Origin of the sequence: Photobacterium sp. TLY01 (assembly GCF_021432065.1) — a bacterium.
In the GTDB taxonomy this organism is placed as follows: Bacteria; Pseudomonadota; Gammaproteobacteria; order Enterobacterales; family Vibrionaceae; genus Photobacterium; species Photobacterium halotolerans_A.
The window spans coordinates 3,001,993-3,018,880 of sequence record NZ_CP090364.1 but is presented as its reverse complement, the minus strand read 5'-3'; the positions used below and the strand labels follow the sequence as shown (position 1 = coordinate 3,018,880).

At 48.6% G+C, this 16,888-nt stretch carries 14 protein-coding genes; 11 read left to right on the top strand and 3 right to left on the bottom strand.

Going from position 1 to position 16,888, the window contains the following annotated elements:
• The first annotated feature begins 279 nt into the window (after positions 1-279).
• Both LN341_RS13970 and LN341_RS13965 read left to right on the top strand, forming a co-directional pair.
• Positions 280-561, top strand: coding sequence for a hypothetical protein (locus LN341_RS13970; RefSeq protein WP_234203620.1), 282 nt, complete (start codon positions 280-282; stop codon positions 559-561).
• 145 nt (positions 562-706) lie between these two features.
• The gene (locus LN341_RS13965) at positions 707-1,033 is read left to right on the top strand and encodes a hypothetical protein (protein WP_234203619.1); all 327 of its coding nucleotides are present in this window, start codon (positions 707-709) and stop codon (positions 1,031-1,033) included.
• Between the two features lie 849 nt (positions 1,034-1,882).
• Here LN341_RS13965 and LN341_RS13955 read toward each other — a convergent pair.
• Positions 1,883-2,272: a hypothetical protein gene (locus LN341_RS13955; protein ID WP_234203618.1), complete on the bottom strand. Its 390-nt coding sequence runs from the start codon at positions 2,270-2,272 to the stop codon at positions 1,883-1,885.
• Positions 2,273-2,274: 2 nt separating this feature from the next.
• Positions 2,275-3,150 (bottom strand): hypothetical protein, encoded by an 876-nt coding sequence (locus LN341_RS13950; RefSeq protein ID WP_234203617.1) that lies wholly within the window; start codon positions 3,148-3,150, stop codon positions 2,275-2,277.
• A 208-nt stretch (positions 3,151-3,358) separates the two neighbouring features.
• Between LN341_RS13950 and LN341_RS13945 the strand changes: the two genes are divergently transcribed.
• The 8 genes from LN341_RS13945 to traN all read left to right on the top strand — a co-directional run bounded on the left by LN341_RS13945 (position 3,359) and on the right by traN (position 14,359).
• Positions 3,359-6,796: a conjugal transfer protein TraG N-terminal domain-containing protein gene (locus LN341_RS13945; protein WP_234203616.1), complete on the top strand. Its 3,438-nt coding sequence runs from the start codon at positions 3,359-3,361 to the stop codon at positions 6,794-6,796.
• On the top strand, positions 6,793-7,149 hold the full coding sequence (locus LN341_RS13940; RefSeq protein ID WP_234203615.1) for a hypothetical protein: 357 nt from the start codon (positions 6,793-6,795) through the stop codon (positions 7,147-7,149). Before LN341_RS13945 ends, LN341_RS13940 begins: the two co-directional genes overlap by 4 nt.
• Before the next feature lie 330 nt (positions 7,150-7,479).
• Positions 7,480-8,757: a DUF3696 domain-containing protein gene (locus tag LN341_RS13935; RefSeq protein ID WP_234203614.1), complete on the top strand. Its 1,278-nt coding sequence runs from the start codon at positions 7,480-7,482 to the stop codon at positions 8,755-8,757.
• Positions 8,754-9,296 carry a hypothetical protein gene (locus LN341_RS13930; protein WP_234203613.1) on the top strand — a complete coding sequence of 181 codons (543 nt, stop codon included), beginning with the start codon at positions 8,754-8,756 and terminating at the stop codon, positions 9,294-9,296. The genes LN341_RS13935 and LN341_RS13930 overlap by 4 nt, the downstream gene beginning before the upstream one ends.
• A 77-nt stretch (positions 9,297-9,373) precedes the next feature.
• Complete coding sequence (locus tag LN341_RS13925) at positions 9,374-9,973, top strand: RNA ligase family protein (RefSeq protein WP_234203612.1); 600 nt, start codon at positions 9,374-9,376, stop codon at positions 9,971-9,973.
• A gap of 770 nt (positions 9,974-10,743) precedes the next feature.
• Positions 10,744-10,932, top strand: a complete 189-nt coding sequence (locus tag LN341_RS13920) for a hypothetical protein (RefSeq protein ID WP_234203611.1) — start codon at positions 10,744-10,746, stop codon at positions 10,930-10,932.
• A 2-nt stretch (positions 10,933-10,934) separates the two neighbouring features.
• Positions 10,935-11,477, top strand: a complete 543-nt coding sequence (locus LN341_RS13915; protein ID WP_234203610.1) for a FlhC family transcriptional regulator — start codon at positions 10,935-10,937, stop codon at positions 11,475-11,477.
• Positions 11,478-11,563: 86 nt separating this feature from the next.
• On the top strand, positions 11,564-14,359 hold the full coding sequence (gene traN, locus LN341_RS13910; RefSeq protein WP_234203609.1) for a conjugal transfer mating pair stabilization protein TraN: 2,796 nt from the start codon (positions 11,564-11,566) through the stop codon (positions 14,357-14,359).
• 194 nt (positions 14,360-14,553) lie between these two features.
• Here the strand turns inward: traN and LN341_RS13905 are convergent, their stop codons facing one another.
• Positions 14,554-15,648: a site-specific integrase gene (locus tag LN341_RS13905; RefSeq protein WP_234203608.1), complete on the bottom strand. Its 1,095-nt coding sequence runs from the start codon at positions 15,646-15,648 to the stop codon at positions 14,554-14,556.
• A 136-nt stretch (positions 15,649-15,784) separates the two neighbouring features.
• On the opposite strand from LN341_RS13905, the gene dusA reads away from it, so the two are divergent.
• Entirely contained in the window at positions 15,785-16,789 is a 1,005-nt protein-coding gene (gene dusA / locus LN341_RS13900; RefSeq protein WP_234205063.1) for a tRNA dihydrouridine(20/20a) synthase DusA, read from the top strand.
• The last annotated feature ends 99 nt before the right edge of the window (positions 16,790-16,888 follow it).

The following is a 16,888-nucleotide window of genomic DNA, read 5'->3' as shown; positions in this document are numbered from 1 at the left end:
ATTATCGTACCTCTAAATCGTTTTTACAGCATCCAGAATTCCTTGCTAGGATTTAGACAAATCCTGATTTCTTATCATACAAGCACTACAAGAAAGGGGTCGCGTATTTCATGAATATGACGACATGAGCATGAGCTTATGTGGCGAATGGTGGAAATGTAAGGTGAGTTTCAGAGGGGTCTTATTCAAGACTATCGAAATTGAGCTAATAGAAAGGATGAAATCATGACAATCAAGAATGAAAACGTAAAAGCATCAACTATCGCAGCGGGGACTGGAGTGGTTGCAACAGGAGTGACCGCAGGAACCACTGCTGCTGCGGTAGTTGGTGGTTCAGCAGCAACCATTATGTCTGCCACGGCAGGGACAACAGGGGCAGCATTGGCTGCAACAGCAGGCGCGACGGGCACCGCTGGCGGCGCTGCTATTGCTTCGGGTATGGCGACTATCGGAGGAGCCGTAGGTGGAGGTATGGCGACTGGCGCAATCTTAGCCGCGGCAGCGCCTGCTGCGGCCGTTACTGTTCTCGCCGTCGGGATATGCAAACTGTTCGATTGGTAATCGGTACATGGCACCTACGAATGAAAGGTGCATAACGTAGCCTTGTTATATTCTGTTCCCGAGAAATCGAAGGCTTAAAAACGATGCAATTTGAAGGCCCTAAGCTTGAGACTTATGGTGTCGTTCAATCAAGGAGAGATGGATCATGAATCTTTATAACGCTGCACAGTTTCTAAGTAATAGCGTAGTCGCACGTCGAACAGCTCACAATGCACACAATGAGCTTTACCACTTTCTAATGGCTGTGGAAAAGTACGGGCTGGAAACTGTCGTTGAGGAATCCAGAAAACTTCTGCAAGAAAGAGGGTTTGATTACTTGAAAGCCTCTAGAATGGCAATCGAAAGAGCGGAACATTTAATTGAGATCGCAAGCGGAAAAAAAACTTACCAGCCAGCCAGGGAAAGGCTCGATGAACGGTCTAAGTCGAAGGGCACAAGCCATACTGCGAAACTAGACTGGGATCTAAAATAACACCCTAAGCCGGACTGCAATCTCTCGGCATTTCTTCTTCAATTTCCGAGTTCTGCGATGACGTGGAGAACGGCGAAAATCACATCGGCATTTTGTGAGCGGAAAAAAATTCTCGACGTTCCCCGTGGGCACGGGGATACCAATAACGGCAAATTAAGAGGATTGAGTTATGTGCGTTGCAGACGAAACAGACATGAAAAACTGGGAAATCAGCGAACAAGAGTGGCGCGAACAAATTGCAATAGCTATTGATGCTCTCAAGGCCGATGCGTCCGACGAATAAATTATAGTGGGCGGTTAGCCGCCCCTAACTTGAAAGAAGGGGGAAGGCAACTATACCCGCTTGCAAAACGCCAATCCCCCACCACAAGTATGAAACTCCATTACTTGTTTTGAGGGCTGCTAAGCGACGGTTACAGCCATCAGTATGAGACTTTATTTTCAACATCCTCAGAAGCACGCACTTAAACACTGCTCTTGGGCTGATGGTGAGTATGAATCTTTATTCCTCTCCCACAATCCTGTTTGGCCGTTGTCTGCTCATCCAAGATGCGGAGCATCTCTGATGCCTTGCGTCTGGCCTCGGCCACAACCTCGGGTTTCTCCTGTTCCAAGAGCTGCTCTAGTGTTCTTGCCACTGGAATACCTCGCTAGTTTGGTTAAAATCTGATTATAGAACGTTTGGATAGAGAGGATGAGTATCATGGATGCATTCACAATTGCTATGCTGAGTTTGCTCGCATTTTTTACCGTGGTGACCTTTGGAAGTTTGTATCTCTATAACAAATCCCGGAAAAACGGTTCTGAGCGTTGAAGCCCTTGCGTGACATGTAGCGCACCCACATTGCATCATCTATGAACTTTCACATGTGAAAGTTTTCCGTCGGTCATGGCCTCGACCGCCTCTTCATCCAGATCGATACCTGCCATGGACTGCCCCCTGTAGGTGAATCTGGACCACCTGGCAAGTTGGAACACCCCATGAGGTACCTCGTCATCATCTCCCAACCAAGTGCGTAGCCGGAGATCGACAACCCATTCACCATCGCCCTCCAGTTTTACCCAGCAGTGCGGCGCTACCAGGTCACCACGTTTCTCGTCTTTCACATAGCCCATGTAGCACCGATGTGGGATGTCGGCTTTCCTAAGCACGTGGCTGATCACATACGTCATGCCATCACAGTAGAGGCCGGTCTCTTCCAGAGGAAGCAGACCGATCTCCAGGGCATCATGCCACATGCTCATCCTTGATCCGGCGTGATGAATAGTTCGGCCTTCCCTGTTGTCAGGATCACCGGTGCCGTGTAGCCGTCAGTATCCAGCTTTTGCGATGCAACAAAGATGAATGTCCAGGCTGGAAGCTCACGGCTGATACCTGCAAGCAACTGGTTCTTGTCCAGGTTGGAACCTTTGGGGGTGTTCACCTTTATGCGGGAGTAATCCGCTTCATCATTTGCGTAAAAGCCATAGCCATTTTGCCCGGCTATCAGGAAATCAGGCACTTTTCGTGGCTCTTCCGGGGGTGCATATACGGTCGTGGCCACGTAACAGGATTGGTCATAGTCCCGATTGGCACTTTCCCAGTCAGGGCAACCATGTTCGGGATCGACAATTCGCACCGAGGAAAAAATGTACTCCGACATTAGAGGAAGGTCCTGATGCAGATTCCTGTTATCGACAACATATTTGACATTCGCCTGCAGTAGGGACTTCTCAATGCCTTCAAGCAGGGTCTTCGACATCAGTTCCCAGGCTTCTCCGGCGTCACCTGCTTTTGTTTCCGGAACCCAGCCAAATACACTGTCTCGCTCCATAACGCCCTTTGGTGCAAAGGCACTGGTCAACAAGCCCAAGCCCAGTGACTTGCCCCAGTCCAATCCAAGCCCATGTCCGGAATTGAACAGCAGTGCGTCACCCGAGACATCCCATCCCTTGCTGATAACACCGTCTCGTTGATCCTTAGGGATGTCGTAATCCCTTGCGTCGTAGAGGCCTCCGGCCTGGGCCAAGTTGTAGGCGCGGCTATGGTTTTCCTTGTATTGGTAGCTATTTGTCGTCGTTGCACAGCCTGAGGCCAATCCGGCTGCAAGAATTATTACGGTTAATTTCTTCGTCATTGAGGTTTCTCCTATAGCAATGGAATCAGGTTGCCATAGGTCTTCAAAAACGCAATAACATGCAGTCATCTTCTTGAAAAAATGAAAATATGTTCTGAACGGACAAAGTGGGGATAATTGGGTAAAACGCCAAAATTGGGCAGTTACAGAGTCATGGTAAAGAGGATTGAGCGAATAGGCTATCTCCAAATTTCGGGAGAATAAGCCTATGTTTACAATTCACTCTATCGGGGACTCGGCATTCTTGGAGCAAATCCTGGTTGCGGTGTCTATGTTCACTGGTACCGGGGACTTCGAGAAAATGGTCAGCATTGGCCTGCTGCTCGGCGTGCTCATCATCTGTATCCAATCAGTTTTTCAGGGAGCAAAACAAATCAACTTCCAGCAGGTCTTGCTGGGCTGGGTCATTTATGCCTGCTCCTTTGGGCCGACCACGACGGTTGCCATTGAAGATGCCTATACTGGCGAGGTTCGAGTTGTTGCCAACGTCCCTCTACTGGTTGGGTTTGCGGGCGGGATGATCTCCAACGTGGGATACACCATTACCAACCTCTTCGAGACCGGTTACGGGGTCATCGTACCGAACGTTACGGAAAGCCACTTCTCGGAGACTTTAAAGCTGCTGAATGACGTTCGCAGAAGAGCTTATGATACCGGAATCTTCACCGCTCTCAATGTTGCTAATGGCGGTGGATACGTCGATGTGCGCCTGTCCTGGAACAACTACATCCGTGAATGCACACTGACCAAGGTTGACCTTAAACTGATGTCTCTGGATGAACTTATGAATAGTCCTACCGAGACCGCACTTCGGTTTAACTCCCAGCTCTATGGCACTCGTCTTTACCTATCTACATCCACTCCCGACGGAGCTGATTACACTTGCACAGATGGATGGTTCGCCATTAGCGGTGCTACTGATAATCTGAACAGTCCGGTGGTGGTGAATGCGCTAAACAACCTGTTAGACATTGATACATCAACGGGTAATAACTCTATCACAAAGCTTACTGATTCACTTCAAGCAATGGGAGCCACAACCACCTCGTCAATCGACTACCTGAAAGCCGCCGTACTAGAACCCCTTTATTACGAGGCAGCCTCTGGCCGCTATCAAGACTTACAAGACTATGGCTCGGCATTAATGATTAATCAGGCCATTCAGCAACGGAACACACAATGGGCAGCGGAACAGTCCATGTTCATGACGGTGGTTCGCCCTATGTTGACCTTCTTTGAAGGGTTCATCTATGCCATCACACCGATTATCGCCTTTATCATTGTGATGGGCAGCTTTGGTCTCCAGTTAGCTGGTAAATATGTGCAAACAATCTTATGGATTCAGCTTTGGATGCCAGTTCTGTCTATTATCAACCTGTTTGTTCATACGGCGGCATCTAAGGAGATGTCTAGCTTGAGTAGCGCCGGGCTCGACTCTATGTATGCACTGTCATCGACAGGTGATGTCCTGCAACACTGGATCGCGACGGGTGGGATGCTGGCTGCGGCTACACCAATAATTTCCTTGTTCATTATCACAGGCAGCACTTACGCCTTTACTAGCCTTGCCTCGCGCATAAATGGCGGTGACCATGTGAACGAAAAAATACAAACGCCAGATCTTCTGCAACAAGAGCCGGTAATGAAAGGCCAACCAGCGTTTTCATATAACCAGTTCAGTGGTGCTATGGCCTCCGGAGCAGAGTCGCTTGTCGATAAGGTGAACATCGGACAAACCTTGAGTTCGGTGGTGAGCAGCAGCCAGGCTGCTTCCGCCCAAGCTACGCGGAATTTCTCAGAGCAGCTCTCTAACTCGGTTTTCTCTGGGGCATCGGCTGAACAGAGTTTCACCCGGTTGCAGGGACTGGGCCAAACCCTCAGAGCATCCGATTCGACCCAGGCCAAGGCAATCTACGGCCAGGCTCAGGATTACGCACGGCAATTTGGACTGTCAGAAACGCACACCGATGCCATAGCTGGTGCCATAGCCATGAAGGCTTCAGGATCTGTTGATGCAGGTAAGCTTGCTGCTGTGATTGGTGGGCCAATAGGTCGAATCGCTGCTGCGTCAGGAACAGTTGGCAAAGACGCACCATTGAAAGTACAGGGAGATGTTTCGGGATCGGCTGAGTCCAGAACGACGGATCAGCGTCAGCAACTGACCACGGATCTGGATAAACTGGCAAAGAATTTGGGCTTTTCCAAGGATGATTCCGCAGCGTTGACCCAAGATCTGGCGCGACAAACCAACACCGAGTCAGGCCAGCGGTTTACCAATTCATTGGGTGAGGAACAACGCGAGCAACTTTCCCAATCCGCGACACAAGCCGTTAGCGCTCAAAATACTTATCAGCGTCTTTCTGCTGCTCAAAGCTCAATTGGCACGGCCAGTCAAATGGATATGCGGGCATTGGCGGCCTCTACCGTCGGTAGTCCAGCTGCAAGCACCATGTTACAGAATGGAATGCGTATGGCGTCGACAGAGACTCGTCAGGCCGCTGCCGAAAAAGCACGGTTTTATCAGGCACTGGGAATGGACTCCGCGCAGGCGTTAGCCGGTGGACAAATATACGCGCTTTTGAATTCAGGCAAGGGAGCCGAGCAGGCTGTTGCGGCTGAGGCCATCTCGGCTGCTACAGGCGGTGTCGTGACACAGGAGGTGGGGCGGTTTAACGAGAACCAGTTGCTTTTCCAGCAAGCGCCCGGAATCACCAGCCTTAACAATACCCAGAAACTCCAAGACCCAAGTCGTATGACGGAGGTGCAGCGCACTCAGGCTGATAGCCACATGTCTGGAGATGAGGCTGTTTTCCAGCAACATGACAAGAATATGAGCCGGGTACAGGACGCTCATGTCAATCAACGGGACTCGTTCCAGGAGGAGCGATTGGGGTCATTGAGAACACAGATTATGAACTCAAATATTACTCCTTCGACGGCATCAAATGTTTTCGCAACGAGTGAAGGGGCTGGACGATTTTGGGGACAGGTTGTTGGTGGGACTAGCGGAGCCGTAAATGGATTTTCAAGTGATTTCGCTGATTCGATGAATCAACTCGCACATATGTCTCCAGAGCAGCGTGACCAATTTATTGAAGATGCTCGCAGAGGTGACGAGTACATTCAGGAGAACTATGGTTTATCAGGTTATGTTGCAACTGGCGCTGCTGACCTAGGGAGAAATATCATCGGCGCAGGCGTCTCTGGTTATTACGCAGCAAAAGAGTGGCTCTCCGGTAGTTCTGATTTATCTGAGGCAGCTCAAGGGATGTCGATTCGAGAGCGCGGTGCTTTTTTCGCTGCAGCACTATCGAGTGCGGCTGAAGCTGGCGCAGAACAAGCAGAAACTTTCGTACGACAGTATGGTGATGAGTTTCATCACTTGGCTGTGCAAACGGCAAAGCAAGAACATGGTCTTCATTCGGAGGCTGCGGCACAACTATTTGCTTCTTCCATTTTGGGTGCAAGTGATGGAAATGAAGAAGTATATCGGGAACAGCTTCGGCAGGAGATGGGAGATGATGATTTAGCTAACAAAACGGCAGAAATCATCGAAGCATCCGCAGGAGCAGGACGTGAACAGGCTGGAGGCTACTTGATTCCTGTTTCACGTTATTTTGCAGTTAAGCAAGGAGGTGGTTCGTGAATACAGCACTGGTCCAATTGAAACTTCGGGAACGCCAGCTTCTGGAGGAACTTGAACAAGTATGGGCAAGCATGGATAACCTGTCGGAAGCTTATGAAGTGTGCGGCCCTATCACTCCGCTCTTGGTTATCAATACACTGAAATTGATGATGCTGGAAGGATACGGTGATTGGCTTGTAACTTCAGTGGAGCGAACAGATGATGCCCTGGTGACTGACGCTGAAGCCTTAAAAATTGCCAGTAAGGAAAGCGGTATTTGTCCGTACTTATTGAGGGGAACGCTCAGTCGAGCCCAGCGCTTTCCTGTGCTGGCTTACAGAGAAGGCAAACTAATCCTTCGAGTTGAAGGTTGATCACAGGAGGAAATGTGTGGGATTGTAATAAGTCCCACACTAAAATGGCGTGTTTACATTGGGCGGATGCTGAAGTTTCTAACATGAAAATGCCCCCATTCCTGATTAGAGCTTTTGCTCACCCTATACTCATCTAGTTGTGCATTGAATAATGCGCACTCGGATTTATATTTGCTTTACGATATACTGATTAACAGCAAACTAGTTGTATATTAAGAGAATTGTTACTTTGAAGAGCTCAGTGTTAAGCAGTAGAGTGGATATCACACAGCAAGGCTTTACTAGCGCCATCGTTTAACGAGCGACACTATAGAGAACAAAGGAAATTTAATGTTTACAAGAATCAAATTAGATAATTTCAAGGCATGGCGAAGTTCTGATGATGTTAACTTTTCTCCGGTAACACTGTTGCTTGGTGAAAACTCAACAGGGAAGTCGAGCCTCTTACAAAGTCTGTTGCTAATGAAACAGACTGCGACATCTCCAGATAGAACCATTCACTTAAATCTCGGAGGTGATGAGGCTAATGACTATGTAGATATGGGCTCATTTGAAGACTTATTAACAAAAGATCCTAAAAGCCGGAAAATTTCTATTGAAATGGATGTCGATGGAAAACAAGGTAGAAGTTTTCTGAAAGTTGACTATAAACAGGATTCAAAGCAAAGCCCAGTAATTGATCTACTTCAACTCAGTAATGATGGCAAAGATTGGTATAGAGCCCAACGTTCGGATAAGGGGGCTTTTAATATTTATTTGCCTAATGAAACTCGAACTAGTCTGAAGAGTAGGGAGTATTCGCCTGAACGTGGTGTATCGTTTTCTAAAGACGCACTTTACAATATGGGGCCAAGTGGAAGTGACGTAGAAGATATCAGCTTGTCGATCATAAGAGAACTTGAAGCTATCTCTTACTTAGGCCCACTTAGAAGCAAGCCTAGAAGAACATATATATGGAATAGAACTCGACCTGGAATCATCGGCGTTGATGGTAACGAGGCAGTTTTTGCATTGTTAGCTAGTAATAATACCTCAGGAAAAAAGAGCGATGGCTTAGTTGACGCTGTATCAAAATGGCTTAAGAAAATGCGCATCGCCGATAAGCTAGAGGTCAAACATATTGGTGCTGGTAACTACAACATACTTGTTCATCGAGATGGTGTGGCGGCCAATTTAATCGATGTTGGAACAGGTGTTTCACAAGTGCTTCCCGTCCTTGTATTGGCATATTTCGCCCCTGAAAAGTCGACGATTATCTTAGAAGAGCCTGAAATCCATTTGCATCCTCTTGCTCAGTCATTGCTTGCTGAATTGTTTTTGGAAGTTAGCTCAGAACGTGGTGTTCAATTTATAGTTGAGACACATTCCGAACACTTATTCAGGCGTATGCAGACTTTAGTTGCTACCCAAAAAGCAACGCCAGATCAATGTGCAATGTATTTTGTTGAGCGTGAAGCATCTGATGCTGTATTGAAAACTCTGAAGATGGATAAGTTTGGGCGAATTGATGAATGGCCAAAGAACTTCTTTGGCGATGCTACCGGTGAAGTGAAAAAACAAGCCCAAGAGACAATGCAACGAATGAAAGCAGAGAGGGCTCGCCCATGAGTAGGCAGGTGATTGATACTAACGTGCTCATTGTTGCAAGTGGAGAGCACCCAGAGTCCCCTTTTCGTTCAGAAAATCATCCAGTTGAAGATCCTTCTGAAGCTGAAAAGGTCTTTGAATGGTTAGCATCATTTGAGGCTGGAGCAGATCGAATGGTCATTGATACTGATTGGGAGATTCCCAAAGAATATTCAAATAAACTGACGGAACAAGACTATGGGCAGCGTGTGTTTTTTGAAAAACTCTCTAAAAATCAAGTTGATTTTGTCGATATTGAATGGGATGCCAATCCTGCTCACACTGCAAAAGTTGCCGTTCTAAACGAGCCTTTAAAAACAGTGATTCATGACCTGGCGGATACTAAAATCGTGGCGGCTTGTCTTAAGGCAAATGAAGACGAACCTGAATGCAAGATAGTTAATGCTTGCGATACTGATTGGTATGATTGGGAGACAGAGTTAGTTGCCGAACGCGTTCATGTTCATCAACTTATTGATGATTGGAACAAACAGAACTGGGAAAAAAAGAGAGCGAAGTGATGCCTGAGTTTTTCCGATTTCCTCATACTCCCCACATCGCTTGGTTAGGTGGTAGGGAACCCAGGGATGATAAGCTAATGTCACCATTAGAAGTGGAATCTTTCCTATCCTCCGAGCTAGTTATTGAAGAGAAAATCGATGGGGCTAATGTAGGTTTCTCAATTGATCAGCATGGGGACTTAAGAGCGCAAAATCGAGGCGCTTGGATAGATCAGGGCGTAGGTGGTCAGTTTAAGCATTTGTGGAAATGGATAAAACAATATGAACATCAACTTAAACTAGCGCTTGATAAAGACCTAATACTGTTCGGTGAATGGTGTTATGCCGAGCATTCAATTGGTTATGAAGAGTTACCTAATTGGTTTATTGGTTTTGATCTCTTTAGTCGCTCAGAAAACAAGTTTTATTCCGTTAACAGAAGGAATAAGGTTCTAGCGGCTGTAGGTATACCCATTATTGCACCGTTGGCGCGAAGAAAAGTAAATCTCAATGACTTGAAAACAATGTTAAATAATCCGTCAGCTTATGGTTCTAATAAAATCGAAGGTGTTTATTTAAGGAAAGATAAAGGGGAGTGGCTTGAAAAAAGAGCTAAATTAGTAAGGGGTGATTTCACCCAAACCATTGACGAACACTGGTCTAGAAAGCCTTTAATCCCAAACAAAATTCAGTGTTAATTTTAAATTGAATCGAGAGAGACAGTGGCAAAAATTTTGACTCTGCAAACAATATTCACTATCAATACCAGCACTAAGTTAGGAAACTTTCCATACCTTTTGTTATTTATGGGTTGCTAATTTAGTAAACCCACTTGCATACTTGTGTCCACCTTTGACCAAGTTTAATAATATTTCACTTTATTGATGGATATTCAGTTATCACACTTTTTGGAAGTATTATGCTCTGTGGGATAACTCAGAAATGTCAAAAAGAGAGTTAAGTTGATAATGATGCTTCATTTCTTCTTTACTTACAGGAAGACTGAAAGGAAAGACGCTGCATAACGCAAATTCTTTCAATAAGGGATTCCCCGCCAGTCAGATCCTGTATCCGAAGCATCAGGAGTGGGAACACTCACACTTTCCTGGTCATCAAGGTCTGCCGATTCTAGAAAACTGTCATCTTGTGAATCAGCGTCACTGCAACTCCTGCTCGCAAAGATACTGATAAGAATAGTTAATGGGATTAAGGACAAAATAAGCCCCCCGCCTCCCGCAACTTTGTATGCAACGAACAAAGTTGCCAGCACTATGCCCCATCCAAATATACGTTTCATATTGAATACCTCCGGTCATTCTATGACCAATATTTCATTATTGCCTGAAATTGCAAGTCATCAAAGCATCAAAAAATAATGCTGTAAAAAAACACAGTGTTTGGTGTTGCATATCTGAGCTCTCATGATAGAAAGAAATTGAAACCCTAATTTTATCGTAGGAGATATGTGATGAAGAACACTAAGAAAAGCAAACAGGTCTGGTTCGTTGCCGCCCTCTTTACCTTGTCTGTCGCGTCGCTGATTACACTGGACGGAGTGGAGCGAAGCGATTGGCTTTATGTGGCTGCTCTTCCGGCGGTGATGGCGGTGCTGTGGATGCAATACCGGAAGTTGTTCGCCAACAGCAAGGAAGCCTGACAATGGAGAAAAACACGGATTATAAATCAGGATGGCTGGGACGATGGATAGCCGCCCGCCACATGGCTCTGGCTGGCTATATCACCAAGATCATCATGATAGAGACGGGTTTGACGTATAAACAGGTACGTAGGTTATATCAGGACATCGAAAACGATGGATACGAGCTTGAGCGTAGATCGCGTACATTCCGTGGTGGAGCCACGCTTATCCACAGTCACACCTCCAAGATTCAGGCATCACTGCTGATGCAGCTTTACCGCAATATTGGTGGCGAGGATGTGATCAGATCGATTGATATCAAGGCGCTGAACAAGGCGTTTCGCATGTATCACGCCATTCGCAAGGAGGTACCTGGAATGAAGGGTGCTCGATGGGCTCCCTTCGATATCACCGATGCCTGGTGCTTGGCATCCGAGCTCAGATGTGGTGATGCCATGCTTGAGGAGTGCGGTAATTGCGAATGCACGTACTTTACCTCGGTCAACCAAAGGACCTGCGTGGAGTGTCCTTTTTGCGTCGCCGATAAGAGTAAAGCCGCGTGATTTTCCGCAATTGGGCAGTTTGGCGTAGGAGGTTTATTACTTCAGCCGAATAGCATGGTTCTCAAGATTTTATTGAGAGCCATGCTATGAGAAACCAAACACTCTTCATGAGAACGGTGGCCTCGCTGCTGACGGTCACAATGTCGGTACTGCCGACCCATGCATACGCCACCGGCGGTCAGAATCCGGACATCTCCTCCGTTGGGAAAGAAGCCCAGGCCTTTGGTCAAGACCTCGCCAACTCGTTCAGAGCCAACTCTGGTTCGGTCCAAAACGGCACGATCTCGATGCCGACGCTGAAAGACGGTCAATTCCAGGTGAATGGCGGAAGCCAGATCAATGTGAATGACCTGTTTCCAGGAACCAGCGGCGGTGACGGCCAACCCGAGAGCTACTATTTCCCGGATGCCAACAAACCCGATGTTGACATGCTCCAGGGTATTTATGATTCCGGCGACGACATGGACGACGTGGGCAACAGCGCCAAAGGGGCTCTTTGGTCCGACGCGAATAGCGCCGATCCATCCATCTCAGGCGCCGCCTACAAAGTGCTCCTCGATGCGGCCAACCGCTCGCGTCCTGACTTTACCAATGATCCGATGCTGAACCTCAGCAAGAAGACCTACGAGGACATGGATCTGATTGCCGGAGGATTCGGAGATTGTTCCGCCGAGACAACGATCAACCAGGGCACGATTAACGCCCATATTCCGGAGTACGAACGCTGTCAGCGTGTTGTGGACCAGAGCGCGGATTGCGAGGTCGTCCACGACTACGATGCCTCGGTGGTAAAGCACTACGATGGTCCATACAATCTGAAATCCTGTGGCGAGGGATGTACCGAACTGTGGATTGGCCGGGTGGGCGACAACTACTGGGGTGGAAACTGTAAGATCTACGAGGAATTCACGCGGGTCCAAGTCAGTAACCCTGACGCCATCGTGTCCGCAACGCTTGAATACGCCAAGTGGGACGACTACATGCAGGTCTGGGTGGGGAAATCCGGCCAGGAAACCAAGGTCTGGCAGGGGCCGAACAACAACTTCCCGCCAGAGACAGCGGGTAAGTGTGAGCTCTCCACGAGTTGGGAGCGTAATCCGAATGTCGATGTGACCCCATACTTCAAGAACGTCAATGACGGCGATGTCGTGACATTCAAGATCAGGGTTTCTGTCACTGGCAATGGCGAGGGGTTTGGCCGTATCAGAATCCACTACGACCCGGCCAAAGCCATCACCAAGGATGAATGGTCTCCGCAAAGCTGTATAGACTCGGCCAAAGGCGTCATCGACGGTTTCGCAGAGGGCGAGATTGCCTGCATTGACGACCCGACGGATGCGAGCGGCTGCACCGTTATCAACGGCATCAAAATCTGCGAGTCCCAACTCAAACCGTCACCGCTACCTGGTATTCCAAAGCTCTGCAAGAAGGTCCGAGTAAAAGCCGATTACGATTTCTATAAGGGGCAGATGGAATGCTGGATCGATCCCCAGGATGAGATCCATTGCCCGGTCAACTCGGGCGGTAATCTCAATAGCTGTACCGAATTCGAGAATAACCCGCAGTGCGGATTTATCAGCTCCAAGTGCGTGGATGGGGCCGAGGGTGCATCCGGCACCTGCTACGTGCATGAAGATACCTATGACTGCGGTACCGATGTCGCGATCCCGACACTGGAGAAGGAAACCGAATACCAGTGCGGTGGCCCCATCCGCTGCATGGGAGACGATTGTCTTGACGTGACAAAGACCCAGAGCGCGGACTTCGCACGCGCTACGGCACTGCTCAACGCAGCGCAGTTCATGACCCAAGATATGAGCTGTACCGGGCTGGACGGCGACAAACATCCCACTGGCGATGAGAACGTTATTTGTTCCGCCTTTGCCGGTGAAGCCAGCGAGTGCAAGATCGCCGTGGGCGGGGTGTCGGATTGCTGCGAGAAGCCATCCAATATCTCGCTCGCCGACTATCTGAACCTGATCATGGCCGTGCCAAAGCTCGACGGTGCCATCATGGCGCTTGGGTCGGAAACCAACCCATCGGCGATCAAAGGCGCCTACCAGATCCTCCGGGAGCCGGTATTGGAAGGCTGGACGGAGGTTACCAAGCCCTTCGCCAGTTACATCGAAAATATGTCTGGCGCGGTCGATTCCTTCTATCAACCCGTGGAGCAATTCGTTGACGAACTGATTGACCAGTTAACGGAACAAGTCAAAGAGGTCATGGCCGATGTCATGAAGTCCCTCGGGAAGGATGCCGCCACTCAAGAGGCCGCTGCCGGAGGTGCAGGGAAATTGGCCCAGGAAAGCTTGATGGAAAGCGCCGCAACCTGGTTGAGCACCGCCATGACTATCTACACGGTCTATGTCGTGGCGATGGTCATGATCCAGATGATTTATAAATGTGAGGAGGATGAGTTCACTATGAATGCCAAGAGGGCTCTCAAGAACTGTTCCTATGTCGGCTCTTACTGCAGGTCCAAGGTGCTCGGAGCTTGTGTCGAGAAACGCGAGGCTTACTGCTGCTTCAACTCGCCGCTATCTCGCATCATCCAAGAGCAAGTACGTCCTCAACTGGGTGAGTCCTTTGGTGATCCGAAGAACCCGCAGTGTGGTGGCATCCCTCTGGATAAAATCGCCGAGATTGACTGGAGCAAGGTCAACCTGGACGAGTGGCTTGGGATTCTGCAACAGAACGGCAAGTTTCCGGACCCGAGCTCGCTAAACCTCGACAGCCTGACCGGAGCCGGTAGTGACTTCAACATTGACGGTAGCCGTAAGAACGCCCGGGAAAGGACACTGGAACGCTTGAACGGCGTCGACGTAGATAAGGCCCGGCGCGACTTGGCGTCCGAGATCTTTCCCGACTTGAATAGCAAGTAGATGTAGGCTTGAGAATGGTGCGGATTCGACTTTGACATGTGAAAGTTGGTGATTGAAACGATAAGAGCCACGTAGTGGCTCTATTTCGCGCTATCTGTTGCTATACACGTAGAGGTTAAGGACAGGATATTGACTTCATTTGTCTACGAGTAGAGCCGATGCCTCGTTTCTCAGAGCAGTCCTAAGCTATCCATTCAGTGGCTATTCATCCCCCGCTGTCTCTGAAGTAAATTAAACTTCTCATGTACACGATTAGGAAAGAGCTCAGTATAAATCTGCCAAAGTGTATTCAGATTCCTGTGGCCTGTTACTTGGGCTACTTCTTCAATTGAAAACCCTTGCTCAAACAGTCGGCTGGCACCTTCACGGCGAAGGTCATGATAACGAAGATCCTCAATGCCTAGTTTACTCCGGATGCGCTGAAATCCCGCAGATACACTCTTACTGTTGTAGGGAAAGATACGCGTATCGGTCTTAGGTTGACGCTGCAGTATGTCCCATGCTTCGCCCAGAAGCGGCACCCACATGTGGTTTCCTTCCTTTTTGCGCGGATCTTTTCTGTCTCTCACTTTCACTGCTTTGCTTTGTTCGTCAACGTCATCCCAAAGGATTTTGCAGACTTCGCCAATTCGCATACAGCTCAAAATCGAGAAGTCCAGAATATCCAGGAAAGGAATATGAGCTGCTTTGTGATTCTGTCGTTTCTTCAGTTCAGTTCTGATCTGATCCAGCTCGAAAGAGCGAGGTCGTCGGCTCCTTCGTTCTGATTTTGCAATCAGGCTGTGCTGGTAAAGTGTGTAGTACGACTCTTGAATTATTGTATCGTCGATATCGATGTTGAACACTGGCTTGGCAGATTTGAATACACTGCGTAGGTAGGAGATATCACCAGCGATGGTTTGAGGTTTTGCCCCTGATGCTTTGCGATCTTTGCAATGCGAAACCAGGTCGGCAACAGTCAGTTTATCGGCACGGATTTTTGCAAGATCGGTATCCACCAACATATTTAAGCCATATCTTTTTGATCTGCCGATTTTTTCAGAGGTTAGTGGCTCGTTGAGATACAGCAGGATGACTTCTCTGATGGTTGGGTGATCTGTTCTCCCTGGAATTCCGTGCGCTTCCAGTTTGGAAACCAGCATCGTGCCCCATTCTTTCGCGTCTGCTTTTTTCCCGAAAGTACGTGATTCGCGATATACTACGTCATTGCCTTTTTTGACCCGGACAACACAGCGATAGCGTAGTGCGCCTTTACTGGTCTTGCGTTTTTCAATAGTGAAGCTGGCCATCGCCGGGCACCTTTTGGTTGTTTGGTCACGTGCCCCATATCATATCGGGATACATATGGGGCACGCAATGCTTAAAAATGATTGAGATTAGTGAAGAATGAACCAGAAACAAACACAAGATAAATCTTTGCAAGACATGGTCTTATCTAGTAATATTGATTTGTCAACGAGTCGTCGATTTAGCGTGGCACCCATGCTCGATTGGACGGATCGTCACTGCCGTTATTTCCATCGTCTGTTGTCGCAGCATGCGCTGTTGTACACCGAGATGGTGACGACGGGGGCGATTATTCATGGTAAAGGGGATTTTCTTTCTTATAACGAGGAAGAGCATCCGGTGGCGTTGCAGTTGGGTGGCTCGAATCCGGCGGATCTGGCGCATTGTGCCAAGCTGGCGCAGGAGCGCGGTTACGATGAAGTGAACCTGAATGTCGGTTGCCCGTCGGATCGTGTACAGAACGGCCGCTTTGGCGCGTGTCTGATGGGCGAAGCGGATCTGGTGGCTTTGTGCGTGTCGGCTATGCGTGAAGTGGTCGATATTCCGGTGACAGTGAAAACCCGGATTGGGATTGATGAGCAGGACTCTTATCAGTTCCTGGTCGATTTTGTCGGTACTGTGTCTGAAAAAGGCGGCTGCGATAACTTCACCATTCATGCCCGGAAAGCCTGGCTGAGTGGCCTGAGTCCGAAAGAAAACCGTGAAATTCCGCCGCTGGATTACCCGCGAGTGTATCAGCTGAAGCAAGATTTTCCGCACCTGACTATGGCGATTAACGGCGGGGTGAAAACGCTGGCCGAGATCCAAGCCCATCTGGAGCATCTTGATGGCGTCATGGTCGGACGCGAAGCGTACCAGAATCCGTATCTGCTGGCGGAAGTGGATCAGCAGTTATTCGGCAGTGAACGTCCAGTCATCAAACGCCGGGAGGTGGTTGAAGCCATGTATCCGTACATTGAGCGTCAGCTGGCGAACGGTTCGTACCTGGGTCATATGACCCGTCATATGCTGGGGTTGTTCCAGAATATGCCGGGCGCACGTCAGTGGCGCCGGCACATCAGCGAGAATGCGCACAAGCCGGGTGCGGGCATTGAAGTGGTTCAGCAGGCACTGGATAAAATTCCTGCCCATCTGGATGTGTGATGACCCTGCAAGATATAGTGAGTTTGACCACACGTTATCGTCAAATTTGCTAACTTAGCCTGTAACGCCGCGATCTGAGAACGCGGCGTTTTTGTATCT